The sequence below is a fragment of the Jiella pacifica genome, assembly GCF_010500815.1.
Taxonomy (GTDB): domain Bacteria; phylum Pseudomonadota; class Alphaproteobacteria; order Rhizobiales; family Rhizobiaceae; genus Jiella; species Jiella pacifica.
The window spans coordinates 541,431-567,437 of record NZ_JAAAMG010000001.1 but is presented as its reverse complement, the minus strand read 5'-3'; the positions used below and the strand labels follow the sequence as shown (position 1 = coordinate 567,437).

Sequence of the window (26,007 nt, the reverse complement as noted above, 5' to 3'; positions counted from 1 at the left end):
CGCGACGTCACCAGCCGAGCGCCCGCGCACCGGCCACCATCGCCGTGCCGATGACGACGACGGCGATCAGCGGCAGGCGGAGCGAAAGGATCACGCAGACGACGATCGCCACGCGCTCCGGCCAGTCGCCGGAGACCAGCACCGGCGCCACGATCGCCGTCATCACCGCCGCCGGCACGGCGTCGAGCGCCGCCGAGGCGCGAGGCGGGATGGTGCCGAGCAAGGAAATCAGGATGTGCCCGCCGAACCGCGTCAGGTAGGTCAATGCACCGGCGACCAGGATCACCAGCCAGATCGAGCCGACCGACCACCCGGCCTCGGAGAGGAGCTCCGCCCCGTTCACGCGGCGCCTCCTGCTCTGTCTTCGCCGATTGCCGCGTCGGCGCGCTTCTGCGGGCCGATCACCGCCGCGACGGCAATGCCCGCAAGGCCCCCGAAGCTGACGTGCCAGGGCGGTCCGGCCAGCCAGTAGACGACGACGGAGACGGCGAGGCTCGTGCCGGCGACGGGATAGAACAGGCCGCGCTTGCGAAACCCCATGACGAGGCCGAGGAAATAGACCGGCAGGACGAAATCGAGGCCGAAGGCCTCCGGATCCTCGATCAGCTCGCCGAAGCTCGCACCCGCCAGCGTCGCCAGCTGCCAGCCGAGATACATCAAGATCCCGTAGGTGAGGTAGAAGGCCGGGGTCAGCCGCCGCTTGGCCGCCCGCGCCTCGGCCGCGCCGAACAGGGGGTCGACGAGCAGGAAGAAGGCGAGCGCCTTCTGGGGGCCGGAAAACGTGCCGAGATGCCGGCTCAGCGAGGCCGAATAGAGGACGTGACGAAAGTTCAACGCGAAGACGGTGAGAAGCACCGACCAGAGCGGTGCGCCGATCCCCATGAGCTGCAGCGCCGCGAGCTGCGAGGCGCCGGCGAAGATCGTGGCGGAAAATCCCAGCGCCTGAAGAACGGTGAGCCCCTCCTGCACCGCGACCGCGCCGTAGACGAGCCCGAAGGGCAGCACCGCCAGGAAGACCGGCGCCAGCGCGCGGATGGCGGCCATGCGCTCGCTCGCCGCGTCCGTCGGCGTCTCGTTCGAAGGGCCGTCTGCCAAGCTCAAGGGGTCGCTGCCGGGATCTGATTCGTCTGCGCTGCGGGATGGCCGGGCGGGCACACCGATTCGGCCACGACGGACGATACAGCAAACCGCCCCCGCACGAAGCCGTCCCTTCCGTCCGGCCCGGCCGTCGCTATTCGCTGGCGTTGTCGAGGACTTCACGCGGAAAGGCCGCGAGCGTGACGGTCCAGCGGTCGAAGAGGTCGGCCAGCCGATCCCGGCCGAGATCGATCGCCGAAGCATTCAGTTCCACCACCGGCATGCCGTCGGTGGTCAGATAGGCTTTGTTGTAGGCCCCCATCGCATTCCAGCGATTGAGCAATTCGAGCGACACCCCCGCCGTGTCCCACACCGCGTAGAAATTGAGGGTCTTGCAGTCGCGATTGTCGCGGCAGTCGAGGAAGAACAACTGGTAGGCCGTGCCATTGATGTCGCCGGTGATGACGGGGTCGCCGGTTTCGGTCTTGATGAGCTCGGCCTCGCCATAGCCTCGGGCGACATCGAGCATCGCGGCAAAATCATTCGCCTCGATCGACTGCGCGGCCGGCCGCGTCTCCGTTGCTCGGGCCGCCTGGGCTGGAACGCCGAGCGTGGGAAGCAGGCAGGCGAAGGCCAGAAAGGCTGCGCGGGTCAATCGCGACGGACGGTCGAGCATGGAGAATCCGTATGTTCGTTTTGCCCGACGCTGCGGCCCGAAGGCTGACGATGCAAGAGGCGCCGCCCGTCGCAACGTCCATTCGCGTCGGGCCGTGGCCGTTCTGCACCGCAGCAACGATGTGAGTTTCGACTTCCGTCCCCTTGCGGAAATGCTGCCAAAAACCTGGGCCGTCAGGGCCGAAACGGTCTCCCTTTCGTGGTCGGGACCACTGCCCCGACCTCGTATGACGAGCGCCCGAGTGGGCTCCGAGGCGGCCCGCCTCTCAGCCCTCGGCACCCTCGCGGCCGATCAGTCTGAACCACCCGTCCTCGTCGATCACCTCGATGCCGAAATCCGTCGCCTTCTTCAGCTTCGAGCCGGCGCCGGGGCCGGCCACGACGAGGTCGGTGCTCTTCGAGACAGAGCCGGCGACCTTCGCGCCCAGCGCCTCGGCCATGGCTTTCGCCTCGTCGCGGGTCATCTTTTCGAGCGAACCGGTGAAGACGACCGTCTTGCCGGCGACCGGCGAGGCGACCTCGCCCGCTGATGCAAGCTCGTTGGTGGTCCGCACGCCGGCATCGACAAGCGCGCTCACGGCCTGGCGGTTGTGATCCTCGCTGAAGAACTGGATCAGCGAGGCGGTGGCCACTTCGCCGATGTCGCGATCGGACTTCAGAAGCTGGTACGTTGGCCCCGGCGCCGCATCCCGCGCTGCGCGGATGGCCTCCCGCAGGCCGGCCGCGTCGCCGAATCTCTCCTTCAGCGCCGCGCGCTGGTTGGCTTTCAGGCCGATCGCCTTGTCACGGAACGGGTCATAGGCAGCCTCGCCAAGGTCGTCCTCGTTGACGGAGATGAGCGCCTCGAAGGTGCTCTCGCCGACATGGGGCGTCTCCTTCAGGCGAAGCCAGGCCTCGCCGGGCTGCTCCCGGCCGGCGGCGTCGACGCCTTCCAGAAACGCGTTCACGTCGGCGAAATGGCGTGCCAGCGCCTTGGCGGAGGTCTCGCCGATGTGGCGGATGCCGAGAGCGAAGATGAAGCGGTGGAGCGCCACCTCGCGCCTCGCCTCGATCGCCGCCAGGAGATTTTCGATCGCTTTCGAGGTCTCGGCCTTCTTGGCGGGTTTTTCCGGCTCGGCCTTGCCCTGCAGCTTGCGCCTCGCTTCCGAAACCTCGCGGCGGCGCGCCTCGATGGCCTCGCGCAGCGGCTCGAAGGTCAGGCCGAAGATGTCGGCCGGCTGGCGCACCAGGCCGGCGTCGAACAGCGTCTCGATATAGGTCTGGCCGAAGCCCTCGATGTCGAAGGCGCCGCGCGAGACGAAGTGCTTCAGCCCCTCGCGCCCCTGGGCCGGGCAGGTCAGCCCAGCCGTGCAACGACGCTTGGAATCGGGCCGCCCGGTGCGCGGGTTCATCTCGCGCACGGCCTTCGAGCCGCAGACCGGGCAGTGGTCGGGAAAGACGTAGGGCTCGGCGCCATTCGGCCGCTTGTCCATGAGAACGTCGAGAACCTGCGGGATGACGTCGCCGGCGCGCTGGACGATCACCGTGTCGCCGATGCGGATGTCGCGCCCCTCGCGGATTTCGTCGCCGTTGGAATCCTGGCCGGCGATGTAGTCCTCGTTGTGCAGCGTCGCATTGGAGACGACGACGCCGCCGACGGTCACCGGCTTCAGCTTGGCGACCGGCGTCAGCGCGCCGGTGCGGCCGACCTGGATGTCGATGTCCTGAAGCACCGTCGTCGCCTGTTCGGCCGGAAACTTGTGGGCGATGGCCCAGCGCGGCGAGCGCGAGACGAAGCCGAGCCGCTTCTGCAGGTCGAGATCGTCGACCTTGTAGACGACGCCGTCGATGTCGTAGCCGAGATCGGCCCGCTTCTCCTCGATCGCGTGATAATGCGCGATCAAGCCCTCGATCGTGTCGAAGCGCTGCATCAACTCATTGACGGAAAAGCCCATCCTGCCGAGCGCGGCGACGACCTCGCTCTGAGTCTTGCCCGGAACCTCGCTCACTTCGCCCCAGGCATAGGCGAAGAATTTCAGCGGCCGCGAGCGGGTAACATTCGCATCCTTCTGGCGCAGCGACCCGGCGGCCGCATTGCGCGGATTGGCGAACTGGCGGATCTTGGCGGTTTCGGCATCGTCATCTGCCGACCCCTCCTGCTCGGCCAACTCGGCGCTTTCCGCGGGTGATACAGCGTCCACCTCCTCTTCCGCCGCTTCCGTAACGGTCGGTTCGACGCCTGCCGCAAGCCTCTCGTTCAAGGCGGCGAAGTCGGCATGGCTCATATAGACTTCGCCGCGCACCTCGAAGATGGCCGGGCGGATGCCGCTGAGGCGATGGGGAATGTCGTCGATCGTCAGCGCGTTGGCCGTCACGTCCTCGCCGACGGTGCCGTCGCCCCGCGTCGCCGCAGAAACGAGTCGCCCGTCCTCGTAGCGCAGCGACAAGGAAAGGCCGTCGATCTTAGGCTCGGCGGTGATCGCCAACGGCGCGTCGTCGGCGAGCTTCAGGAACCGGCGAACCCGCTTGGCGAAGTCCTCGACGTCCTCGTCGGAAAAGGCGTTGTCGAGGGATAGCATCGGGATGGCGTGGGTGACCTTGGCGAATTTTGCCGACGGCGCCGCGCCCACCCGCACCGAGGGCGAATCCTCCCGCACCAGCGCCGGAAAGCGCCGCTCGATCGCGGCGTTGCGCCGGCGCAGCGCGTCGTAATCGGCATCCGAAATGGTCGGCGCATCGTCGCCATGATAGCGGCGATCATGCGCGGCGATCTCGGCGGCGAGCCGCCGCAGCTCCTCGGCAGCCTCGGCCTCGTTCAACTCTTCGACCGGTCGCTCCCCGTTCGTCGCCATGATCCAACCACTCCAATCGCGTCCTGAGCTTTCAGAGCCATTCCGGCTGCGGCAGGTCAAGGGCGAGAACCCGTTCGGCGACGCGGCGGCTGACCGTCGGCAGCAGGGTGGCAGTGGGCATGAGGTAGCGCAGCGCGATGCTCGCATAGACCGGCGGCGCCCCGAGCGTCGTCGTGCCTTCGAGCGTCTGGTCGAGCACGGCTTTCACCGCCGGCAGCCGCTGCGATTCGTATTCGGTCTCGCGACGCTCGGAGAACAGCTGCGCGAAGGCCGCGGCGTCCCAGATGCCGAGATTCATGCCCCGACCGCCGACCGGCGAATGGACGTGGGCGGCGTCGCCGGCGAGAAACACCCAGCCGCGCGACATCCGCTCGGCCCTGCGGAAGGCGACGCGGAAGGTCGACTGCCAGGTGACGCTCTCGATACCCCCGACGGCTTCGACGAGCCTTTCCGGCGCGTCGTGGAAGCCGATCAACCGGGCCGAGCGATCGTTCATCGGCAGCAGCGCATGGGATCCTTGGCTATCGACCCCGAGGGATATCTTCGCGCGATGCGGATCGATCGGTTCCGAAAAGATCACGTCGGCAAGGGCGAAGACACCGGGATAGCTCTCGCCCACCCAGGGAACGCCAAGCTCCTCGCGCACCTTGGAATGGCTGCCGTCGCAGCCGAGAACCGCCCGCACCGCCACCTCCTCGCCGGTCGAGAGCCTCACCGTCGGCCGGCGGGTGTCGCCGATCCCGGTGACGGCGACGTTCCATTCCACGGCAATGGCGCGGGCTTTCAGCCAGGCGATCATCAGCCGCTCGGTCTTGCCCTGCGGCAGGGACAGGATGAAGGGATAGGGCGTTCTCGCCTTGGCGAGATCCAGCGACAAGGCCGGCTTTCCGCCGATCGCGATCTGCGCGCCGGTGATCGTCGTCCCGGCCGCAAGCAGATCCTGCGTCAGGCCCGAGGCCTCGAAGATGCGCAGGGTCGTCGGCAGGATGCCCAGTGCCCGCGATTGCTCGGCCGGCGTCGGCCCCGAGCCGGCATCGACGATCCGGACCGGAACGCCCCGCCGCGTCAGCTCGACGGCCGCCGCAAGGCCGACGGGGCCGGCTCCGGCAATGAACACCAAATCGTCGCGCGCCATCCGCTACCCCCGTTCGGCTCAGTCACACGGCAAGGATACCGGCAGCCTGCACCCAGAGCGTCCGGAGCGGTCAGCCCTCGAGCCTGTAGCATCATGCGTGCAGACGAGATCGACAAACTAGCAGCCTGGAAGGTGGCGCACAGTGCCGGAAGTCTTGGCGAGCCTCCCTTTCCACCGTGGAAAAGCGCTGGTTGCCGAAGCGGCCTCGTTCATCGCGCCACCTCCGGCCGGGCATGCCCGATGTCGCGGCCTTCAGACGCAGCCGCACGCATGTGCTCTCAGGCGGTGGCTTGGGGTGGAACAAACGCCGGAAGGCGGGGTTTCGATGGGCGGCGCCCAGTCCGACTGCGTCCAAGGAGCATTCATGTCAGAATTATCGCTTTCCGACCTTTCCAAGAAGATGGCGAAGCTCGACTTCGCCATGCTCATCACCCAGTCGGCCGATGGCGGCCAGACGGCCCGGCCGATGAGCAACAATGGTGACGTCGATTACGACGGCGACAGCTATTTCTTTGCGTACGAACAGTCTCGCAAGATCGGCGAAATCCGCGCCAACAGCCGGGTCGGCCTAAGCTATACTGGCGCCGTCGGCATGCTGGGCGGTCCGCCCCTGTTCGTCGCCGTCGAAGGCGTCGCCTCGCTTTCCACCGACAAGGCGACCTTCGCCGACCATTGGACCAAGGACCTCGACCGGTACTTCCCGCAAGGCATGGACACTCCCGGCACAGTGATGATCCGTGTGTCCGCCAAGACCATCCGTTACTGGGACGGCAGCGATGAAGGCCAGATCACCCTGTAAACGCTCGGACCTGGATGGCCGGGGCAGTCGATGCACCGGCTGTCTCACCTGGCGGAAACGCGCGCATCGCTTTCTGCGAATCTGAATGCGTGTCGGCCGAACTCGGATCTGCCCGCCCCACCCTTCGCACCATGTACCCTCATGCGGCGGCGAACCGTAGGTGGCGGACTTCACGCCCCGCCGGCGCCGATCAGCCGGGCAGCCGCCGCCCGCGCTTCCTCGGTGACGCTTTCGCCGGCCAGCATGCGGGCAATCTCCTCGCGGCGGCCCTCAGGGTCGATCGTCGCGACGCGGGTGGCGACGCGGTCTTCCTCGCCGACGTCCGACTTGGAGATCAGGAGATGGGTGGTGGCCCGGGCCGCGACTTGGGGTGCATGGGTGACGGCGAGCACCTGAACCGAGCCGGCCAGCCGCTTCAGGCGCCGGCCGATGGCGTCGGCGACGGCCCCGCCGACGCCGGTGTCGATCTCGTCGAAGACCAGCGTCGGCGCCGAGCCGCGATCGGCCAGCGCCACCTTCAAGGCGAGGAGAAAGCGCGAAAGCTCGCCGCCCGAGGCAACCTTCATCATCGGCCCGGCGCGCGTGCCGGGATTGGTGCGGACGTGGAACTCGACCGTGTCGATGCCGGAGGCATCCGGCCGTCCGGCATCGGTGTCGATCGTCACCATGAAGCTCGCCCGTTCGAGCTTGAGGTCCGGCAGTTCCGCCATGACGGCGGCTTCCAGCATCCGCGCCGCCGTCGCACGCTTTTCCGAAAGCGCGGCGGCAGCCGCATCGAAGCGATCGCGCGCCGCCTCGACCTCGGCTTCGAGGGCGACGAGGCGCTCCTCACCGGCGTCGAGATCGGCGAGGTCGCCGATCATCCGCGCCGTCAACTCCGGCAGATCGTTGACGGCGACGTTATATTTGCGCCCTGCAGCCCGCAGCGCGAACAGCCTCTCCTCGGTGCTTTCCAGCGCCCGGGGATCGAATTCCAGGTTGCGCAGCGCCACTTCCAGCGAGGTCTGCGCCTCGGACAGGGCGTCCAGCGCGACGTCGAGTCGGTCGATCGCCTCGTCGAGCAGCCCGGGAAGCTCGTCGCGCTTGCGGTCGAGGCGCTTCAGAAGGTTCGCGAGACCCGGGATCGGCGAAGCTGATCCGGACAGCTCCTCATTGGCGTCGTTGACGTCCGTCGCGATCTTCTCGGAGCGCATCATCACCTGCCGCCGCTCGGCGAGTTCCTCCTCCTCGCCGGCAATCGGCTGGAGGTCGGAGAGTTCGTCGACGGCACTGCGCAGGAAGTCCGCCTCGCGCGCGGCTGCCTCGACCTTGGCTCGGTGCTTCGCGAGGGCATCGCGCGAGCCCCGCCATTCGCCGTAAAGTCGACCCACGGCAGCGGCATCGGCTTGCAGACCACCGAACTCGTCGAGCAGCATCCTGTGGCTGTCGCTCTCGACCAGCGCGCGGTCGTCGTGCTGACCGTGGATCTCCACCAGGGACAGCCCGAGCTGGCGCATCAGACCGACGCTGGAGGGGCGGTCGTTGACGAAGACGCGGGTGCGCCCGTCGGCATTCTGGACCCGGCGAAGCACGAGATCGCCGTCGTCGTCGAAGCCGTTGTCGGCCAGCAGTCGCCGGGCGGGATGATCGGTGTCGAGGTCGAAGGCGGCGATCACCTCGCCCTGCCTGGCCCCGTGGCGAACCAGCGAACCGTCGCCCCGCCCGCCGAGCGCAAGCGACAGGGCGTCGAGCAGGATCGACTTGCCCGCCCCGGTCTCGCCGGTCAGCACGGACAGGCCGGCGTCGAGCGTCAGATCGAGACGCTCGATCAGGACGATGTCACGAATCGAAAGATGGACCAGCATGTCCGAATCGTCGGTGAGAAGCAGGATAGGCCTGGGACAATGTCGGTCACGCACCGCCGTTTCGCAACCCGGGGAGCCGCTCAGCGCGTCGCGACCCTCGTGATCGATCGCCCATCCATAGCCCTTTGCCGGCCAGCCGAAAGGTTGAGCTGGCCGCCTGCGTCAGGATGCGCCGACGATCTTCTTCGTCGCGGCTGCGAACCAGGAATCCGACGATCCGTCCCGTGGCTCCAGCCCATGGCCCTGCAAAAGGGCGTAGGAGTCGCGATACCAGGGCGAATCGGGGAAGTTCTGGCCGAGCACCGAGGCAGAGGCCTGTGCCTCGCGAGTCAGACCCATGGCGTAATAGGCTTCGGTCAGGCGAGCGAGCGCCTCCTCGACCTGACGCGTATCGGGGTAGACGTCGACGACGTTCTTGAAGCGGTTGACGGCGGCCAGATAGTCGCGGCGCTCCAGATAGTAGCGGCCGATGAGCATCTCCTTGCCGGCCAGCTGGTCGCGGGCGATGCGCAGCTTGGACTTGGCGTCGTCGGCATACATCGTGTCGGGGAATCGCTCCGTAAGCGCCCGCATCGCCTGCGCCGTATAGGCCGCCTCCTTCTGGTCGCGGGTCACGTCCGGGATCTGGCGGTAGTGCGACAGGCCGATGATGTATTCGGCGTAGGGAGCGTCTTCGGAATCGGGATAGAGCGAGAGATAGCGCTTTGCTGCGGTCTGTGCCGCCTCGTAGTTGCCGCCACGATAGCTGGCGAACGCCTGCATGATGAGCGCCTTGCGAGCCCACTCCGTATAGGGGTGCTGACGGTCGATCGCCTCGAACTTCTTCGACGCCTCGCCGAGCCGGCCACCTTCAAGATTGGCGAGCCCCTGATTGTAGAGCACGTCCGGCGGATCGGTCTCGGCGGCCAGGGCCAGCACGTCGACGTCGTTGTCGCCGCCCGACATGCAGCCGGCAAGGCCGAACGCCGCACCGAGAACCGTGGCCGTAAGCGCCAGGCGCGCAGCTTTGGTGATTGAACCGGCGAAATGCCGCGACGTTTCGATCATGTCCTGCGGGTCCCCTAACCCCATTCAGCCTCCGACCGGCATCACTACCCCCCGATCGAGGCACGGACAATGGCGAAGCCGGAGCAAGGTGCCTTTTTTGTGACCGACCGGCAGATTTCGCCAGGGCCGCGCGCTTCGCATCGACGATGTTGCCGCTACGTCACTATTCGGGACGACAGCGTCCTATTGCGCCGAATGGCCCCAGCATCACCGATTCCGCGCCGGAATCCGCACTCGGGGGTTAGACGGGCTGCCAAGGGCGCCACCATGGAGCAGTCGGCGACGATCGCGAGAAGAACACCTACTCCAGCCTCACCTTGAAGCGGAAGGCTCGGCGGGCGCGTCCGGACGACTCGGTCAGAGAACCTGCGGGCCGTAAGCCGGCGCGGCGACCGCAACCAGTGGCGCATGGCGCACGGGATCGACGCGGCGCGACGGCATCTCGACGATCTCATAGGCCTTGCGATCGGCGAGCAGCGCCTTGAGCGCCAGCGCGTTCAGCCGGTGGCCGCCGCGATAGGAGCGATAGCAGCCGAGGATCCTGACACCGGCCAGTGCCTGGTCGCCGACGGCGTCGAGAGCCTTATGGCGAACGAATTCGTCCTCGAAGCGCAGCCCCTCCGGATTGACCACACGGCCATCGTCGGACAGCACGACCGAATTCTCCAGCGACGAACCAAGCGCATAGCCGGCGGCCCACAGCCGCTCGACATCGGCCATGAAGCCGAAGGTTCGGGCGCGGACGAGATCCTTGGTGAAGCGTGCGGCGGTGAGATCGGCGCGGTAGCTCTGGCGGCCGATCGCCGCATTGTCGAAATCGATCTCGATCTCGAATCGGGTGCCGGCATAGGGACGATATTCCGCCCTTGCCTCTTTCAATTCGACGCAGACCGGCTTGAGGATCCGCAGATAACGGCGTTTGGCGACCTGGCTGACGACACCGGCCTCGGCGATGCCGCGAACGTATTCGGCGGCGCAGCCGTCGAGGATCGGCGTCTCCTTGGCATCGATCCTCACGACGACGTTGTCGACGCCCATCGCATAGAGGGCGGCCATCAGGTGCTCGATGGTGGAGACGTGGGAGCCCTTGAGGTCCCCGACGACGGTCGACAGGTCGGTCGGCGCGGAATTACTGGAGATGGCGGGGATTTCGTGAACGAGGCCGTCCGCTCCGGCAAGGTGGAAGACGATGCCGGTGTCCGTCTCGGCGGGAAGCAGGGCAAGCCGAACGGGCAGACCGCTGTGCACACCCACGCCGTAAAAATCGATACGCGATGCTATCGTCTGCTGAAACATCAACACGTCAGGACAACCTTTCCCCGCGGCATGCCGGTTGCTTCGATCCACCGGGCTCCGCTCACACACAGAATTTCGCCCGCTCTACGACCGACGCCCCCTGAGGAACTCTCCCCCGTTCCTCATTTGTTGAGAACGTTGGTAAATCGCCGGCCCATTTCGGCAAAATCACGCTTTCTTACCCCGTGTTAAAAGCGCTGCGCGATCGAAACGCAATTTCATCGTATTTTCAAAATGTTAACCAAAAGTGCCCGTCGGATTTCTCCGACGGGCACTGTCACATCACCGCAACAATGGGTGGCGATCAGTTTGCTTGACGCCGGAGGAACGCGGGAATCTCCAGCTGATCCTCTTCGCTGACCGGACGCGAGGCCGTGGCGGGCCGTGCGGCCGACTCGGACGCAACGCGGCGCGGCGCATAGGGGTTCGGCTCGACATGGGCGCGGCGCGCCGGCTCGGCGGCCTGATGCTCCTCGTCCTCGCGCCGCGACAGGCCGGTGGTCAGACGGCGCAGCAGCCCCATGGCGCCCCGCTCGTCCGGCGCCGGCTCGTTGGCCGCGGACCGCTGCTCCATCTCGCCCCGCACCACCGGCGGGAAGTCCTCGACGCGCGGCATGCGCGGGGAGGCCACCGGCTCCGCAGCTGTTTCGGCAGTCGGAACGGTCGGCCGAGCCGCAGGCTGCGGCGCGACATGGGCGATCTCGGCGGCGAGCGCGGCGGAGAAGGCGTCCTCGATCTCCGGCTCTTCTTCAGCCGGCTGTGCGGGCGCGGCATGGGCGCTTGCGGCCGGTGCCTGCTGAACCGCCGGCTGCGGCGCCTGAGCGGCCTGGGCCGAGACCCGCTGCTGCGACACGAAGGCGGTCTGGCTGGCGGTCATCGTCGGCCGCGCCGCCATCTCCACTTCGCTCTTGTCGATGCCGGTGGCGACAACCGACACGCGGATGACGCCTTCCAGATTCTCGTCGAAGGTCGCGCCGAGGATGATGTTGGCGTCCTGGTCGACTTCCTCGCGGATGCGGGTCGCCGCCTCGTCGACTTCGAAGAGCGTCAGGTCGCGGCCGCCGGTGATCGAGATCAGGAGGCCCTTGGCGCCCTTCATCGAGGTCTCGTCGAGCAGCGGGTTGGCGATCGCCGCCTCGGCGGCGGCCATCGCACGGCCCTCGCCCGACGCCTCGCCAGTGCCCATCATCGCCTTGCCCATCTCGCGCATCACCGAACGGACGTCGGCGAAGTCGAGGTTGATCAGGCCTTCCTTGACCATCAGGTCGGTGATGCAGGCGACGCCCGAATAGAGCACCTGGTCAGCCATCGCGAAGGCGTCGGCGAAGGTGGTCTTGTCGTTGGCGATGCGGAAGAGGTTCTGGTTCGGAATGACGATCAGCGTGTCGACGTTCTTCTGCAGTTCCTCGATGCCCTGCTCGGCGATGCGCAGCCGGCGCTGGCCCTCGAAGTGGAACGGCTTGGTGACGACGCCGACGGTCAGGATGCCCTTTTCACGCGCGGCGCGCGCGACGACAGGGGCAGCGCCCGTGCCGGTGCCGCCGCCCATGCCGGCGGTGACGAAGCACATGTGCGAGCCGAGGAGGTGATCGCAGATCTCGTCGATCGATTCTTCGGCGGCGGCACGGCCGACTTCCGGCTGCGAACCGGCGCCGAGACCCTCGGTCACGGCGACGCCCATCTGGATGATGCGCTCGGCGCGCGAAGACCTGAGCGCCTGCGCGTCGGTATTGGCGATCACGAAGTCGACCCCCTCGAGGCCGGCACTGATCATGTTGTTGACCGCGTTGCAGCCACCGCCACCGACACCGAAGACGGTGATGCGGGGCTTCAGTTCGGTGATGTCCGGCTTTTTCAAGGTGATACTCATGCCCTCATTCCTCTTTCAGATTCGCAATAAGGCCGTCTCGCCGCGCGGCCGTTCTTTGCCATTCCCTCACGGGCGCGCGGCGCGCACCGATTTGTCCTTCCGGCACGGCCCTCGCCGTGCCCGTCTCAAAGCGCCCGTCGCAGCCAGGAGCCGATCCGGCCTCCCTCCATGGCCTTTTCCACGGCCTGGAGGGCGATCGATCGCTCCGCGACGTATTCGCGGTGGGCAACCTGCGGATAGATCAAGAGGCCGACCGCGGTCGAAAACCCCGGCCCCTTGCTCGATGGATTGAGTCCCGTAACACCCAGCGGTCGCCCGAGCCTGACGTTCCGCTGCAGGACGATGCGCGCCGTCTCGGCGAGACCGGCCAACTGACTGGCGCCCCCGGTCAGGACGACGCGCTTGCCGATGACGTGGCCGAGACCGGAGGCATTCAGCCGGTCGCGCACGAGTTCGAGCGTCTCTTCAGCCCTGGGACGGATGATCTTCGTCAACAGCGAGCGCTTGACGACGATCGGATGGGCGTCGCCGCTCTCGCCGAGCGGCGTGACGGTGATCGGCTCGCCGCTGTCGTCGAGAAGTTCGGCCATGGTCGAACCGTGCATGACCTTGATGCGCTCGGCATCGGCCGGGCTGATCGACAGGCCGCGGGCGAGATCCATGGTGATGTTCGAACCGCCGATGGCGATCTGATCGGCATAGACGAAGCGGCCGTTCTGGAAGATGGCGATGGTGGTGGCACCCGATCCCATATCGATGCAGGCGGAGCCCATCGCGGCCTCGTCCTCGACCATGGTGGCGAGGGCGCTGGCATAGGGCGTGGCGACAAAAGCCTCGACGACGAGCTGCGCCCGGTTGATCGCGGCTTCGAGATTGCGCAGCGGCGCGATCTCGGCCGACAGAACGTGGAGGCTGGACGACAGCCGCTCGCCGGTCATGCCGACAGGGTTTTCCAGTCCTGCATCGTCGTCGAGTTGAAGATCGTAGACGGTGGAGTGGAGCGCCACGCGCCCCTCGTCGAGCGGCACCCGTGCCGCCTTGGCGGTGACGCGGGACAGATCGGCCGCGGCGACCTCGCCGACGACCTCGGTGTCGGCCCGCCGGCGCTGGCTCTTCAGCCTGCCCGCGGTGAGCGAGACGATCAGCGATTCGACCGTCAGCCCGGCCATGCGCTCGGCGGCATCGACGCACTGGCGGATCGCCATCTCGGCCGCAGCAATGTCGACGACGGCGCCGGCCTTGATGCCCCGCGAGCGATGGTGACCGACGCCGAGAACCTCGATCGTGTGCGAGCGATCGGGGAGCATTTCCCCCGCGATGCGCGGACGCAGCCGAGCGATCAGGCAGGAGATCTTCTCCGAGCCGACGTCGAGGACGGAGATCACCCGGGAACGCCGCGGTGACAGCGCCTTGATCCTGGGCACATCGGATTTGCCGAAACCGAACACACTCATACCGGCTTGTCCTTGCCAAGGCGCTTGATCAGCTTCGCGCGTTCTTCGAGGCGCTGCTTGCGCCGGGAGAGAGAATCTTCCGTCAGCCGAACCACGACGCGATCGGAAAGCCGCATGTCGACCATCGCGATGTCGCGCTCGAGCAGCGTGTTTTCCTTGTCCATACGCACGACCTGCGCCACGGCCTCCAAGGGTTTGTCTTCCGGCAGCCGGATGACGACACCGTTCTTCATCTCGATGTCCCAGCGGCGGCTGCCCACGCGAACATACGCCCGCACCCTTGCGCGAAACTCGGGAAATCCCTCCATCTCGTCGACGATGCCGGCGGCAGCCCCCGCCGCGCCATTGCCAACCACGACCGGCAGGGCGTCGAAGCGTCCCGGCACGTAGGGGACGATTTTCTTGCCTTCGCGATTGACGACGTAGAAGGACCTGTCGGTCTGCCAGATCGCATAGGGGCGATGCTCGTCGAGATCGATCGTCACCCGGTCCGGAAAGATCTTCGAGACCGACGCGCGGTCGATCCACGGCATCGATTCCAGGGTCTGCCGGGCTTCGGTCGGATCGAGCGACAGGAGGGTCTGCGAACCGGTCTGCCAGAGAGCCTGGAGAACGTCGATCTCCGAAGTCTCGCTGTTGCCGTGCACCGCCACCTTCTCGATCGAGAAGCCGAGCGGCTGGCCGAGGCCGTCCAGCACCGCACCGGTGTGTCCCCCGGTCGTGACGCCGTAGACCACAGCGCCACCGACGACGGCGAAGGCCAGCACCCCGAAGCTCGGCAGCCGCAGATGGGAGGCGGTGACGACGAAACCGGAGAGACGGCGCGCCATGCGGCTTGCGATGAGCGGCATCCGGGCGCCGCTCCAACCCGTCGATGGATCGGTTCTGGCGTTCAGCGGGCGCAAGAGGCGTCCTCCACCATCCAGCCGATAAGATCGTCGAAGCTGTGCCCGGCGGCCTTCGCGATGTCGGGAACGAGCGAGGTCGGCGTCATGCCGGGCTGGGTGTTCACCTCCAGCCAGATCAGTTCGCCGCCCTCGCCGAAGCGGTCGTCATAGCGAAAATCGGACCGGCTCACGCCGCGGCAGCCCATCGCCTTGTGGGCGGCGAGCGAATGTTCCTGGACGCGCCGCGCCACCTTTTTCGGAATCTCCGCCGGCACCACATGGCGCGAACCGCCCGGCGCATACTTGGAATCGTAGTCGTAGAAGGCGTGGCCCTCAGGCACGATCTCGCAGACGTCGAGGGCGACGTCGCCCATCACCGCGCAGGTGAGCTCACGGCCGGCGACGTAACGCTCGACCATCACCGTGTCGCCATAGGGCCAGGCGCTCGAATAGAGTTCCTGCGGGGGCTTCGACTGATCCTCGCGGACGATCAGGACGCCGAAGCTCGAGCCTTCGGCGACGGGCTTGATGACGTAAGGCGGCGACATGACGTGGGCTGGCGCCGCGTCGAGCCGATGCAGCACCTTCGCTTCGGCCACCGGCACGCCGGTCGCCTTGGCGACGATCTTCGCCCGCTCCTTGTGCATCGCCAGAGCCGAGGCGAGCACACCGGAATGGGTATAGGGAATCTGCAGATATTCGAGGATGCCCTGGATCGTGCCGTCCTCGCCGAACGGGCCGTGCAGCGCGTTGAAGGCGACGTCCGGCGCGATCTCGGCGAGCCGCTGGGCGACGTCGCGACCGACGTCGAGGCGCGTGACGCGATGGCCGAGCGCTTCGATCGCGTCGGCACAGGCCTTCCCCGAAGAGAGGCTGACCGGCCGCTCCGACGAGAATCCGCCCATCAACACCGCCACATGCTTCGCCATCACACCCGCTACCCAAGAATTAACGAAGGGTTTGATTCAATCTTTCGCAGATCGATGGTTAAGCGTCGGTTAACCGACTGTGGCGAAAGCAAGAAATTTGAAAGATCCGGGCCCGGGGCCGCATCTAGGCGTCACTGCGGGCGGAAAATCGGGGTCGCGGATCGGACGGAGTTTCCAGCATGCCCGAGCCGGGAGTTCCGCTCGTTTTCGCTCGACGGCCGCAAGTTCGAGAGTTACATTCGAGACAACTCATCGACAAAAATGGCCGCCACGTCGTGCGCCTCTGCTTCCGTCGGCGTCGGCAAAATCGGGCCGGCACCCGAAGCCGCCATCGAGAAGCTGTCCGCCGCGGGACCGGCCACCGCTGTCGCCATGTGCTCTCCGGATACGAATCGAATGCCAAGAGCGGTCGAAGGCCCTGACGAGGTCGTGGCGAGACGCATCGGCCGCACCGCCATCTCCTCCGGCGGCAAGCCTGTCATTCTTCCATCGCCAGATCAGCCCGCACGATGGGCGGCCCGACGACGGTAGGACAGGACCAGAAAAGGTTCGAAGCGAGGAAAGGGGACCGGGTTGAAGCCGAAGATTCTCACCACCCTGCCCGGCTATACCGGACGGCTGTTTGTCGCCGACCTGATCGCCGGCGTCACGGTCGCCATGGTGGCGCTGCCGCTGTCGATCGCCATCGCGATCGCTTCAGGCGCGCCCCCGGCGACGGGACTGGTGACAGCGGTGGTCGCGGGGTTCCTGATCTCGGCTCTCGGCGGCAGCCGCGTCCAGATCGGCGGCCCGACCGGCGCCTTCATCGTCGTCGTCTTCGCGGTGATCGCGGAACATGGCTACGACGGGCTCGTGCTCGCCACCTTGATGGCGGGGGTCATCCTCCTCGTCGCCGGGTTCCTGCGGGCGGGTGCGCTCGTCGCCCATGTGCCCGAGGCGGTGATCGACGGCTTCACCATCGGCATCGCCATCATCATCGCGGCAAGCCAGCTCAAGGACTTCCTCGGCCTCGACGTCGTCTCCCTGCCGGCCGACTTCGCGCCGAAGATGGCGACGCTTTTCGCGGCGCGGGAGAGTCTCAGCCTCGCGGCGGCCGGGATCGGCGTCGCCACCGCGATCCTGATCGTCGTCATGCGGCGGCTCGCCCCCGCCTTTCCCGGGCCGATCATCGCCGTCGCGCTGACGTCAGGCGCGGTCGCGCTGCTCGACCTGCCCGTCGCGACGATCACGACGAGCTTCGGCGAATTGCCATCCTCGCTGCCGGAACCCTCGCTTCCGGCGGTTTCGTTGGTGCGGATGCAGGAGTTGCTGCCGTCCGCCCTCGTCATCGCCTTTCTGGCGGGCGTCGAGTCGCTGCTTTCCGCCATGGTCGCCGATCGCATGATCGGCGGCCAGCACCGGCCGAACGCCGAAGTCATCGCCCAGGGCGCCGCCAATCTCGGATCGGCCCTGTTCGGAGGCCTTCCGGCGACCGGAGCGATCGCGCGGACGGCAACCAACGTGCGGGCCGGCGGCAAGACGCCGGTCGCGGGGATCGTCCACGCGCTGACGATCCTGGCCGCGATGATGCTGTTCGCGCCGCTCGTCGGCCAGTTGGCTCTGCCGGCGCTCGCGGCGCTTTTGATCATAACCGCCTGGAACATGAGCGAGCCGCATCGGTGGCCGGCACGCCTCGCCGCCCGGCCGTCGGACCGGTTCCTGATCGCGCAGACGCTGCTGCTCACGGTCTTCACCGATCTGACCATCGCGATCGGCGCGGGCGTCGCGATCGGGCTCGCTTTGCGCCTGCGGCGGCGGAATGCTCCGCCCGCCGACTGGACACCGCCGGAGCGGTAGCATTCGCGGTCAGAGAACATGCGGGCCGACGGGCTGCAGGGAACGGGCGCTGCCAGCTCTTTTCCCCAGCCGGGGTGTTTTGGCCCCTTGCGAAACGGCAGGCGTGTCAGTAGGTAGAGCGCCGGTGAGGCCTCGTGGCGGAGTGGTTACGCAGAGGACTGCAAATCCTTGCACGCCGGTTCGATTCCGGCCGAGGCCTCCAAACGCCTTAGCATAAGCGCCGCCGCATCAGCGCCATGACCGGGCGAACGGCTCGACGACGATCTGCGGACCGGCTGACCCGGCAGAGCCTACGTCGAAACCGCGACGGACCGATGACAGCGGCCAACCGGCTCTCGGCAAGCGACGCGGCGGCAGATCCGGGCGTCACGTCCGGCCCCCGGATCGGGTGAAGCACCGAGACCGGAGGCTGGCAATCGGTGTACAAACCACCACATCCCTCTTCGCAACGGCTCGGCCGATTGTGATGCCGGACCTTTTGGTCTATTGAGCCGCTCGATATGCGCCCGTCCTCAGGCGATTCCCGCCGGGCGGTGCCTTACCATGATAGAGTACTTCTGATGACACGTCGCCGCCGAATCTACGAAGGCAAGGGCAAGATCCTTTACGAAGGCCCCGAGCCCGGTACCCTCGTTCAGTTCTTCAAGGACGACGCGACGGCCTTCAACAAGAAGAAGCATGAGGTCGTCGACGGCAAGGGCGTCCTGAACAACCGGATCTCCGAATACGTCTTCACCCATCTGAACAAGATGGGCATCCCGACGCACTTCATCCGCCGGCTCAACATGCGCGAGCAGCTGATCAAGGAAGTCGAGATCATTCCGCTCGAGGTCGTGGTGCGCAACGTCGCCGCCGGCTCGCTGGCCAAGCGCCTCGGCATCGAGGAAGGCACGGTGCTGCCGCGTTCGATCATCGAGTTCTACTACAAGGCCGACGCGCTCGACGATCCGCTCGTCTCCGAAGAACACATCACCGCCTTCGGCTGGGCGAGCCCGCAGGAGATCGACGACATCATGGCCCTGGCGATCAGGGTCAACGATTTCCTCTCCGGCCTCTTCCTCGGCGTCGGCATCCAGCTCGTCGACTTCAAGATCGAGACCGGCCGGCTGTTCGAGGGCGACATGATGCGCATCGTCGTCGCCGACGAGATCTCGCCGGACAGTTGCCGCCTCTGGGACGTCCAGACCAACGACAAGCTCGACAAGGACCGCTTCCGCCGCGACATGGGCGGCCTCGTCGAGGCCTATCAGGAAGTGGCGCGCCGCCTCGGCATCATGAACGAAAACGAGCCGCCCCGCCCCTCCGGGCCGGTGTTGGTCAAGTGAAGCGGCGAAGGCCCGTGAAACAGCCGGCACCGGCACTCAAGCTGGTTTATTCCAGCGAAAGACGCATTCCCGCTCAGAGGACTGCAGAGGACCAATGATCAAGGCCCGCATCATCGTCACGCTGAAGACCGGCGTTCTCGACCCCCAGGGCAAGGCGATCGAATCCGCCCTGTCCAATCTCGGCATCGAGGGCGTCGGCCAGGTGCGCCAGGGCAAGGTCTTCGACGTCACCCTCGAAGGCGACGACGCGGCCAGCGCCAAGACCAGGCTCGACGCCATGTGCGAGCAGCTCCTCGCTAACACGGTGATCGAGAACTATGCTGTGGAAATCGACCACGGGTAGCAGGAATCGTCGTGATGGCCGAGGTGACTAGCGACTTGATTTACGAAGTCCTGAAGATTCAGGCGGATGTATCCGAGCTTCGGCACGGCCAGCAGAGCATTCGACAAGAGCTGATATCGATGCGCGGTCACATGCTCTCGATGCAGAACGACATTCACAACATCTATTTGCGGTTCGACCGGCACGACGAGCGGCTGGAGCGTATCGAGCGCCGGCTCGATCTTCGCGAGATGGCCGAGCCGCACACACCTTTCGAGCACGATCGATGAAAACCGCCGTCGTCCTTCTCCCCGGCCTCAACCGCGACCGCGACATGATCGCGGCGCTGACGACGATCACCGGCAAGGTGCCGGCGACCGTCTGGCAGACGGAAACTGCCCTGCCCGACGTCGATCTCGTGGTCGTGCCCGGCGGGTTTTCCTTCGGCGACTATCTCAGGGCCGGCGCCATCGCCGCCCGCTCGCCGGTGATGCGGGCCGTCGCCGAGGCCGCGGCGAAGGGCGTTCCCGTCCTCGGCGTCTGCAACGGCTTCCAGATCCTCTGCGAGGCGGGGCTCCTGCCCGGCGCGCTGATGCGCAACGCGGCGCTGCGTTTCGTCTGCCGCGAGGTGAAGCTCGAAGTGACCAACGCGCGGACACGGTTTTCCACGGCCTATGAGCAGGGCCAGATCATCCGCTGTCCGGTCGCCCATCACGACGGCAATTATTTCGCCGACGAGGCGACCCTGAAGGCGCTTCAGGATCACGACCGGATCGTCTTCCGCTATGCCGATGGCACCAATCCGAACGGCGCGATCAACGACATCGCCGGCATCGTCAACGCGGCCGGCAACGTTCTCGGCATGATGCCGCATCCGGAGAACCTGATCGAGCCGGACCATGGCGGCACCGACGGGCGCGGCATCTTCGAGAGCGCGCTCGGCGTCTCGCAGAGCGTCGCGGCCTGAGGAAACGCTGGTGCGCCATCAGACGCCGCTCGCGATCTTCGCCCTCCTGTCGCTCGCGGCAATCTCCGCCTGCGCCGCCCCCCCGGCCGCGCCGACCAGGGCGACGGCCGATACCGGCCTCGACCGCATGGAGCGGCTGACGCTCGACGCCAATCGCTGCTGGTTCAAGTCGAAGGACCCAGCCTTCGCGCGCTATTCGCTGGCGCCGGAACTTTCCTCCTTCTCCGGCAAGCCGCGCTTTCTCCTCGTTCCCAAGGGCCAGCCAGAGGCGCGCCCGCTCCTCGTTGTCGAGGGCAAGTCCGGCTCGGCTGAGATCGACACCTACGGCCCGCTGACGAGCCAGAGTCTCGGAAGGCGCGTCGACGCCGATCTCGGACGCTGGACCGCCGGCGACGACGGCTGCACGGCCTGAGCGCCATGGGCACGCTTCGCTCCCTCGGCTTCGCCCTTGTCGCGGGGTCCGCTCTCGCGGCATGCGTCAGCGGAAGCGCCTCCGACATGCCCTCCCTCGATCCACTGCCGCAGGCCGATCCGTCGGCCGCGGCGGCCGTCCAGAACGACGGAGATGTCGCGGTCGGCGGTGTCGCACCGACCGCATCGTTCCCGCAAAGCGTCCAGGCGACGCCGGAGATCACGACCGCCAGCGTCGCAGCGGGCGGGGGCACGCCCTCGGCTGCCGAGATCGCCTATGCCGACGCCACCGCGGCCGGCGTCTTCCGCCGCCGCAAGGCTGAGCGCGCCACCGCGTTCCTCCCCGCCGGAACGGTCGAGGGCTACGGCCTCTGCCTGCGCTCGCCGGCCCGCAGGGGCGCCGGCTACGACTACGTCCTCATCCTGATGCCACAGCGCCTGTCCGGCGGGGCGATCAGCCAGGTCGACGACGAGACGCTGGTGATGCGACGGCCGGCCGACGCCGTGCCGTGCCGGACGGCGCGTCTCACCTGGGTCACCACGAGGTGAGGGTCGGGTGGTGGGACAGCGGCGAAAACTCGCCCTGCTCCTCCGCATCGTCGTCCCGCCGCCGCTTGAAGACGACCCGCCAGGTCGTCCCGGCGTCCTCGGTCCGCGTCAGCTCGGCGTTCAACTGAGCGGCCAGCGCCCTGACGATCGCGCTGCCGGAGCCGCGCGTCGCCGCGGCCGCCCCGCCGAGCCCGATGCCGTCGTCAGCGACCGTTACGCACACGGAGCCGTCCACCTGCGTGACCAGACTCACCGATACCCGCCCGCTTCTCCCGTCCGGAAAGGCATGCTTGACGGCATTGGTGGTGAGCTCGTTGACGATCAGTCCGAGGGGAGTCGCCTCGTAGATATGCAGCCGGATGGGCGCCAGATCGAAAGAAAGCGTCACGCCCGGCGGCACCAGGGAGTGCTGCAGCTCGGTGCAGATCCGTCCCAGAAGCTTGTCCGCCGCGACGTGATCGGTTTCGTGCTCCTGGTCCAGAAGCTCGTGGATCGTCGCGAGGGACATGATCCGATGCTCGAGCTGCTTGAACTCTTCGGCGGCGGCGGGGACGCTCGACCGGCGCCGGCCGACGGCGACCATGGATATCAGCAGCGTGAGATTGTTCTTCACCCGGTGAACGAGTTCGCGGTGCAGCCGCTTCTGCATCGCCAGAAGGTTCTTCAGCGCCTGCTCCATGCGGCGGCGGTATGCAAGTTCCGAATTGAGCTTCTGGATCAGCTGGCGGTGTTCCTCGAACTGACGACCCCGTCCGGGATCCTGCATGATCATCAGGTGCGGGGCGCGTCCGCTCGCCGTATCGGCCAGAAAGCCCCGCCCCCTCAGAGCGACGGCTTGGTCGGCGCCGCAGCAACCGCTTCGCCTCAGCCGCATTCCCTGCCACGAGGAGGAGCCGGCAAGACGGCGCAAGAGATTACCGTCCGAGGCATCGTCGATGGACCAGTAATCCGCGAAGGACGACAGCGCCGGCGCCCTCGGCTGAAGGCCTGCACCGATCTGCGCTCGCGGATTGGCGTAGACCACGCGTCCATCGGGTGTCGTCACCATGATCTCGACGTCGAGCTGCGCAAGGATCTGGCTCGCCAGTCCGTCACCGGCCGAAGCCATGTCGTAGCCCTCAGAGACCGGCGAGATCGCCACCCGACCTGAGGCGATAGTACTCCCGTTCATCGGCTTCCAACCCCTCCTGCGGCGTGAGGTAGACAACGACGTGACACTCCGGATCGCCATTGGCGATCACCGCTTTCAGCCGGACCCGCGCATAGCCGAGATTGTCGGCGGCGATCCGACCGAAGACGTTGGACGTCATCATGCACAGCGAGGGCCGCCCGACGACGTCCTCTGCGAATGGACATCTGGTATTGCGGAGAACGATCCGGTCCGGCTTGATCGCGACGATGTAGAACCCGCCGTCGATGCGCCGCTTCAGATCGACGAAAATGCGCGCGACCGTTTCGGGATCGAAGTCGTCCTCGCCGAGTTCGGCATGATAGGCCTCGTCGAGCCACTCCCCCATGATGCCGCCGACCGTGGCCACATAACCGCTGGCTTCTTCAAGCCCCACGAGGCGCTCGATCGTTCCGCTCAACTCGCGGACCAGCTTTCGCAGAAAGCGATCGCGATCGAGCCGGAGGTCGACCGTATCGAGCCCGTCGGATCGGATTTCGTGTGGAGCCATGTTGGCGGGCAAGAAAAGCGCCTCCTCTCGGTATTTGCGACGAGCGACTCATTCGAGAGGACTGGCGCCTCGCAATTCAAGTCAGCGCACAAAAACTGTCAACGTACAGATAACACAACCAAAGGCCGTGCCAAGGGCGCCGTTCTCTCGGCTGCAGTGCCATTACGCCGCGACGCCAAACCGGTCTCGATCGAGACAGATTTCCGGAGGAAAGCTTGCTGAAGTTTAGCTTGAAGAAGCGCGACGGTCGCGCGGATTCTTCACCATCGGAGCGACGGTTACGAGCGCGCCGATATCTCCCGATTGCCTGCAGTTCTCAAGACAGCATCGAAAACGGTTCGATCGAACGGCAGCGACCTCGGGAGGGGGCTTGGTGGCAGGCAGATGGAATGCTAACAGCCCCGATCTAAGGGTCGCAGCGGATGGATGGACGATGCCGACGGAGCCAAAGATCACCCCGGAGCTGGTGGCCGCCCACGGCCTGAAGCCGGATGAATACCAGCGGGTGCTCGACCTGATCGGCCGCGAGCCGTCCCTGACCGAGCTCGGCATCTTCTCGGCCATGTGGAACGAGCACTGCTCCTACAAGTCGTCGAAGCGCTGGCTGCGAACCCTGCCGACCAAGGGCGAGCGCGTCATCCAGGGCCCCGGCGAAAATGCCGGCGTGGTCGATATCGGCGACGGGCTGTGCGTGGTCTTCAAGATGGAGAGCCACAACCACCCCTCCTATATCGAGCCCTATCAGGGCGCGGCGACGGGCGTCGGCGGCATCCTGCGCGACGTCTTCACCATGGGCGCGCGGCCGATCGCGGCGATGAACGCCCTGCGCTTCGGCGCCCCGGACCACCCGAAGACGCGGCATCTGGTCGCAGGCGTCGTTGCCGGCGTCGGCGGCTACGGCAATTCCTTCGGCGTGCCCACCGTCGGCGGCGAGGTGAACTTCCATCCGCGCTATAACGGCAACTGCCTCGTCAACGCCTTCGCCGCCGGGCTGGCGAAGACCGATGCGATCTTTTATTCCGAGGCCAAGGGCGTCGGCCTGCCCGTCGTCTATCTCGGCGCGAAGACCGGCCGCGACGGCGTCGGCGGCGCGACGATGGCTTCGGCCGAATTCGACGAGACGATCGAGGAGAAGCGCCCGACCGTGCAGGTCGGCGACCCCTTCACCGAGAAGTGCCTGCTCGAAGCCTGTCTCGAACTGATGCAGACCGGCGCCGTCATCGCCATCCAGGACATGGGCGCTGCGGGTCTCACCTGCTCGGCCGTGGAGATGGGGGCGAAAGGCGATCTCGGCATCGAGCTCGATCTGGGTGCCGTCCCGGTGCGCGAGGCCAGGATGACGGCCTACGAGATGATGCTGTCGGAAAGCCAGGAGCGCATGCTCATGGTGCTCGATCCCGGCAAGCGCGAGGCGGCCGAGGCGATCTTCGTCAAATGGGGCCTCGATTTCGCGGTCGTCGGCAAGACCACCGACGACAAGCGGTTCCGGGTGCTCTTCGAGGGTCACGAGGTGGCGAACCTGCCGATCAAGGAACTCGGCGACGAGGCGCCTGAATACGACCGGCCCTGGGTCGAACCGAAGCCGCGACCGGTGATCGGGGCCGCCGACATCGCGGCGCCGCGAGATTGCGGCGCGGCGCTGTTGTCCCTGCTCGCCTCGCCGGACCTGTGCTCGCGCCGCTGGGTCTTCGAGCAGTACGACACGATCATCCAGGGCAACTCGCTGCAGCGCCCCGGCGGCGACGCCGGCGTCGTTCGCGTCGACGGTCATCCCACCAAGGCGCTGGCATTCACATCCGACGTGACGCCGCGATACTGCGAGGCCGATCCTTTCCAGGGCGGCGCCCAGGCCGTCGCCGAATGCTGGCGCAACCTGACCGCCGTCGGCGCCGAGCCGCTGGCCGCCACCGACAACCTCAATTTCGGCAATCCGGAAAAGCCGGAGCTGATGGGCCAGTTCGTCAAGGCCGTCGAGGGCATCGGCGCGGCCTGCTCCGCCCTATCCTTCCCGATCGTCTCCGGCAACGTCTCGCTCTACAATGAGACCCACGGCCAGGCGATCCTGCCGACGCCGACCATCGGCGGGGTCGGGCTGATCGAGGACCGCACGAAGACCGCCCGGGTCGATTCGCTGCAGGATGGCGACGTCCTCTTCCTCGTCGGCCGCGATGGCACCCATCTCGGGGCCTCGGCCTATCTCGCGGTGCTCGAGACCCGTGAAGACGGCGCGCCGCCGCCCGTCGACTTCGCGACGGAAAAGTCCCACGGCGATTTCGTCCGCGGCTTCATCCGCGACGGCGCCATCCGCACCTGTCACGACCTGTCGGATGGCGGCCTTGCGGTGGCGCTCGCCGAAACGTGCATGGCATCGCGCCTCGGCGCCACGGTGGATGCGGGCGAAGGCCCCGATCACGCGATCCTCTTCGGCGAAGATCAGGCGCGCTATCTCGTGGCGCTCGGCGAGACCGACGTCGCGCGATTTGAATCCTCGGCTTCGCAAGCGGGGGTGCCGATCCGACGTCTCGGCACGGCCGGCGGCGAGCGGCTCTCGATCGCGGGCCGCCTCGATCTGACGATCCGCGCCATGGCCGTCGCCCACGAAAGCTGGTTTCCCAGCTACATGTCGGGCACCGTGCTGGAGCCTTCGGCCGCGGCTTGAGGCCGGCGGTCGAAGCCGGGGCGCGATTGCGACCCGGGCAAGCGACCACTATCATCCGACGAAACCACCGACCGTCAGCGCCGGAGATGCAAAATGCCGATGAATGCCCACGACATCGAGAAGATGATCAAGGAAGAAATCCCCGACGCCGTCGTCTCGATCCGCGACCTCGCCGGAGACGGCGACCACTATGCCGCGGAAATCGTCTCCGAGAGCTTTCGCGGCAAGTCGCGCGTCCAGCAGCACCAGATGGTCTACAAGGCGCTCCGCGGCAACATGGGCGGGGAACTCCACGCGCTTGCGCTGCAGACCAGCGCACCGAAATAACTCCCAGTCCAGCCGGCCGGGATCCGCATCCGTGGCCTCGGACGGTGCCCAGCAAGCGCCTGCAGGCCGGCCCGCCGGAGGCAGGCAA

The 26,007-nt window shown here is 66.8% G+C and carries 25 protein-coding genes and 1 tRNA gene; 11 read left to right on the top strand and 15 right to left on the bottom strand.

Annotated features, from left to right (window positions below; translation table 11 throughout):
• Positions 1-7: 7 nt before the first annotated feature.
• From GTK09_RS02605 to GTK09_RS02585, 5 genes are all read right to left on the bottom strand, one after another.
• Positions 8-343, bottom strand: a complete 336-nt coding sequence (locus GTK09_RS02605) for a branched-chain amino acid transport AzlD family protein (protein WP_163460892.1) — start codon at positions 341-343, stop codon at positions 8-10.
• A complete protein-coding gene (locus tag GTK09_RS02600) occupies positions 340-1,095 on the bottom strand; it encodes an AzlC family ABC transporter permease (protein ID WP_246217642.1) in 756 nt (251 codons plus the stop codon). The genes GTK09_RS02605 and GTK09_RS02600 overlap by 4 nt, the downstream gene beginning before the upstream one ends.
• A gap of 136 nt (positions 1,096-1,231) precedes the next feature.
• On the bottom strand, positions 1,232-1,753 hold the full coding sequence (locus GTK09_RS02595) for a YbjN domain-containing protein (protein WP_163460891.1): 522 nt from the start codon (positions 1,751-1,753) through the stop codon (positions 1,232-1,234).
• 265 nt (positions 1,754-2,018) lie between these two features.
• Positions 2,019-4,583: an NAD-dependent DNA ligase LigA gene (gene ligA, locus GTK09_RS02590; RefSeq protein ID WP_163460890.1), complete on the bottom strand. Its 2,565-nt coding sequence runs from the start codon at positions 4,581-4,583 to the stop codon at positions 2,019-2,021.
• A 31-nt stretch (positions 4,584-4,614) separates the two neighbouring features.
• Positions 4,615-5,718, bottom strand: a complete 1,104-nt coding sequence (locus GTK09_RS02585; protein WP_163460889.1) for an FAD-dependent oxidoreductase — start codon at positions 5,716-5,718, stop codon at positions 4,615-4,617.
• Positions 5,719-6,082: 364 nt separating this feature from the next.
• On the opposite strand from GTK09_RS02585, the gene GTK09_RS02580 reads away from it, so the two are divergent.
• Positions 6,083-6,517 carry a pyridoxamine 5'-phosphate oxidase family protein gene (locus GTK09_RS02580; RefSeq protein WP_163460888.1) on the top strand — a complete coding sequence of 145 codons (435 nt, stop codon included), beginning with the start codon at positions 6,083-6,085 and terminating at the stop codon, positions 6,515-6,517.
• Between the two features lie 170 nt (positions 6,518-6,687).
• Here the strand turns inward: GTK09_RS02580 and recN are convergent, their stop codons facing one another.
• The 8 genes from recN to GTK09_RS02540 all read right to left on the bottom strand — a co-directional run bounded on the left by recN (position 6,688) and on the right by GTK09_RS02540 (position 16,218).
• Positions 6,688-8,361, bottom strand: coding sequence for a DNA repair protein RecN (gene recN / locus GTK09_RS02575; protein WP_163460887.1), 1,674 nt, complete (start codon positions 8,359-8,361; stop codon positions 6,688-6,690).
• 162 nt (positions 8,362-8,523) lie between these two features.
• A complete protein-coding gene (locus tag GTK09_RS02570) occupies positions 8,524-9,408 on the bottom strand; it encodes an outer membrane protein assembly factor BamD (protein ID WP_376767934.1) in 885 nt (294 codons plus the stop codon).
• 357 nt (positions 9,409-9,765) lie between these two features.
• Positions 9,766-10,704, bottom strand: a complete 939-nt coding sequence (gene lpxC / locus GTK09_RS02565) for a UDP-3-O-acyl-N-acetylglucosamine deacetylase (protein WP_203560867.1) — start codon at positions 10,702-10,704, stop codon at positions 9,766-9,768.
• A 304-nt stretch (positions 10,705-11,008) separates the two neighbouring features.
• Entirely contained in the window at positions 11,009-12,574 is a 1,566-nt protein-coding gene (gene ftsZ / locus GTK09_RS02560; RefSeq protein WP_163460884.1) for a cell division protein FtsZ, read from the bottom strand.
• A 125-nt stretch (positions 12,575-12,699) separates the two neighbouring features.
• Positions 12,700-14,028 carry a cell division protein FtsA gene (gene ftsA / locus GTK09_RS02555; protein WP_163460883.1) on the bottom strand — a complete coding sequence of 443 codons (1,329 nt, stop codon included), beginning with the start codon at positions 14,026-14,028 and terminating at the stop codon, positions 12,700-12,702.
• Entirely contained in the window at positions 14,025-14,879 is an 855-nt protein-coding gene (locus tag GTK09_RS02550) for a cell division protein FtsQ/DivIB (protein ID WP_246217641.1), read from the bottom strand. Before GTK09_RS02550 ends, ftsA begins: the two co-directional genes overlap by 4 nt.
• A gap of 41 nt (positions 14,880-14,920) precedes the next feature.
• Positions 14,921-15,847 (bottom strand): D-alanine--D-alanine ligase, encoded by a 927-nt coding sequence (locus tag GTK09_RS02545; RefSeq protein ID WP_163460882.1) that lies wholly within the window; start codon positions 15,845-15,847, stop codon positions 14,921-14,923.
• A gap of 230 nt (positions 15,848-16,077) precedes the next feature.
• A complete protein-coding gene (locus GTK09_RS02540) occupies positions 16,078-16,218 on the bottom strand; it encodes a hypothetical protein (RefSeq protein WP_163460881.1) in 141 nt (46 codons plus the stop codon).
• Positions 16,219-16,417: 199 nt separating this feature from the next.
• Here GTK09_RS02540 and GTK09_RS02535 point away from each other — a divergent pair, with 199 nt between their 5' ends.
• The 8 genes from GTK09_RS02535 (at position 16,418) to GTK09_RS02500 (ending at position 21,254) form a co-directional block, all read left to right on the top strand.
• Positions 16,418-17,680 carry a SulP family inorganic anion transporter gene (locus GTK09_RS02535; RefSeq protein ID WP_163460880.1) on the top strand — a complete coding sequence of 421 codons (1,263 nt, stop codon included), beginning with the start codon at positions 16,418-16,420 and terminating at the stop codon, positions 17,678-17,680.
• A 128-nt stretch (positions 17,681-17,808) separates the two neighbouring features.
• Positions 17,809-17,882 (top strand) — tRNA-Cys (locus GTK09_RS02530).
• A gap of 358 nt (positions 17,883-18,240) precedes the next feature.
• Entirely contained in the window at positions 18,241-19,005 is a 765-nt protein-coding gene (purC, locus tag GTK09_RS02525; protein WP_163460879.1) for a phosphoribosylaminoimidazolesuccinocarboxamide synthase, read from the top strand.
• Between the two features lie 94 nt (positions 19,006-19,099).
• Complete coding sequence (gene purS, locus GTK09_RS02520; protein ID WP_163460878.1) at positions 19,100-19,348, top strand: phosphoribosylformylglycinamidine synthase subunit PurS; 249 nt, start codon at positions 19,100-19,102, stop codon at positions 19,346-19,348.
• 14 nt (positions 19,349-19,362) lie between these two features.
• Entirely contained in the window at positions 19,363-19,617 is a 255-nt protein-coding gene (locus GTK09_RS02515) for a hypothetical protein (protein ID WP_163460986.1), read from the top strand.
• Complete coding sequence (gene purQ, locus GTK09_RS02510; protein WP_163460877.1) at positions 19,614-20,294, top strand: phosphoribosylformylglycinamidine synthase subunit PurQ; 681 nt, start codon at positions 19,614-19,616, stop codon at positions 20,292-20,294. The genes GTK09_RS02515 and purQ overlap by 4 nt, the downstream gene beginning before the upstream one ends.
• A gap of 61 nt (positions 20,295-20,355) precedes the next feature.
• Positions 20,356-20,706 carry a hypothetical protein gene (locus tag GTK09_RS02505; RefSeq protein ID WP_376767938.1) on the top strand — a complete coding sequence of 117 codons (351 nt, stop codon included), beginning with the start codon at positions 20,356-20,358 and terminating at the stop codon, positions 20,704-20,706.
• 86 nt (positions 20,707-20,792) lie between these two features.
• Positions 20,793-21,254: a hypothetical protein gene (locus GTK09_RS02500; RefSeq protein WP_163460875.1), complete on the top strand. Its 462-nt coding sequence runs from the start codon at positions 20,793-20,795 to the stop codon at positions 21,252-21,254.
• Here the strand turns inward: GTK09_RS02500 and GTK09_RS02495 are convergent.
• Both GTK09_RS02495 and GTK09_RS02490 read right to left on the bottom strand, forming a co-directional pair.
• On the bottom strand, positions 21,241-22,425 hold the full coding sequence (locus tag GTK09_RS02495) for a histidine kinase dimerization/phosphoacceptor domain -containing protein (protein WP_163460874.1): 1,185 nt from the start codon (positions 22,423-22,425) through the stop codon (positions 21,241-21,243). The two genes, GTK09_RS02500 and GTK09_RS02495, sit on opposite strands and share 14 nt — an antisense overlap.
• Positions 22,373-22,945, bottom strand: coding sequence for a methanogen output domain 1-containing protein (locus GTK09_RS02490; protein ID WP_203560846.1), 573 nt, complete (start codon positions 22,943-22,945; stop codon positions 22,373-22,375). The genes GTK09_RS02495 and GTK09_RS02490 overlap by 53 nt, the downstream gene beginning before the upstream one ends.
• A 421-nt stretch (positions 22,946-23,366) precedes the next feature.
• On the opposite strand from GTK09_RS02490, the gene purL reads away from it, so the two are divergent.
• Together purL and GTK09_RS02480 are read left to right on the top strand one after the other, a co-directional pair.
• Entirely contained in the window at positions 23,367-25,592 is a 2,226-nt protein-coding gene (gene purL / locus GTK09_RS02485; protein WP_163460873.1) for a phosphoribosylformylglycinamidine synthase subunit PurL, read from the top strand.
• Between the two features lie 93 nt (positions 25,593-25,685).
• The gene (locus GTK09_RS02480; RefSeq protein ID WP_163460872.1) at positions 25,686-25,919 is read left to right on the top strand and encodes a BolA/IbaG family iron-sulfur metabolism protein; all 234 of its coding nucleotides are present in this window, start codon (positions 25,686-25,688) and stop codon (positions 25,917-25,919) included.
• The last annotated feature ends 88 nt before the right edge of the window (positions 25,920-26,007 follow it).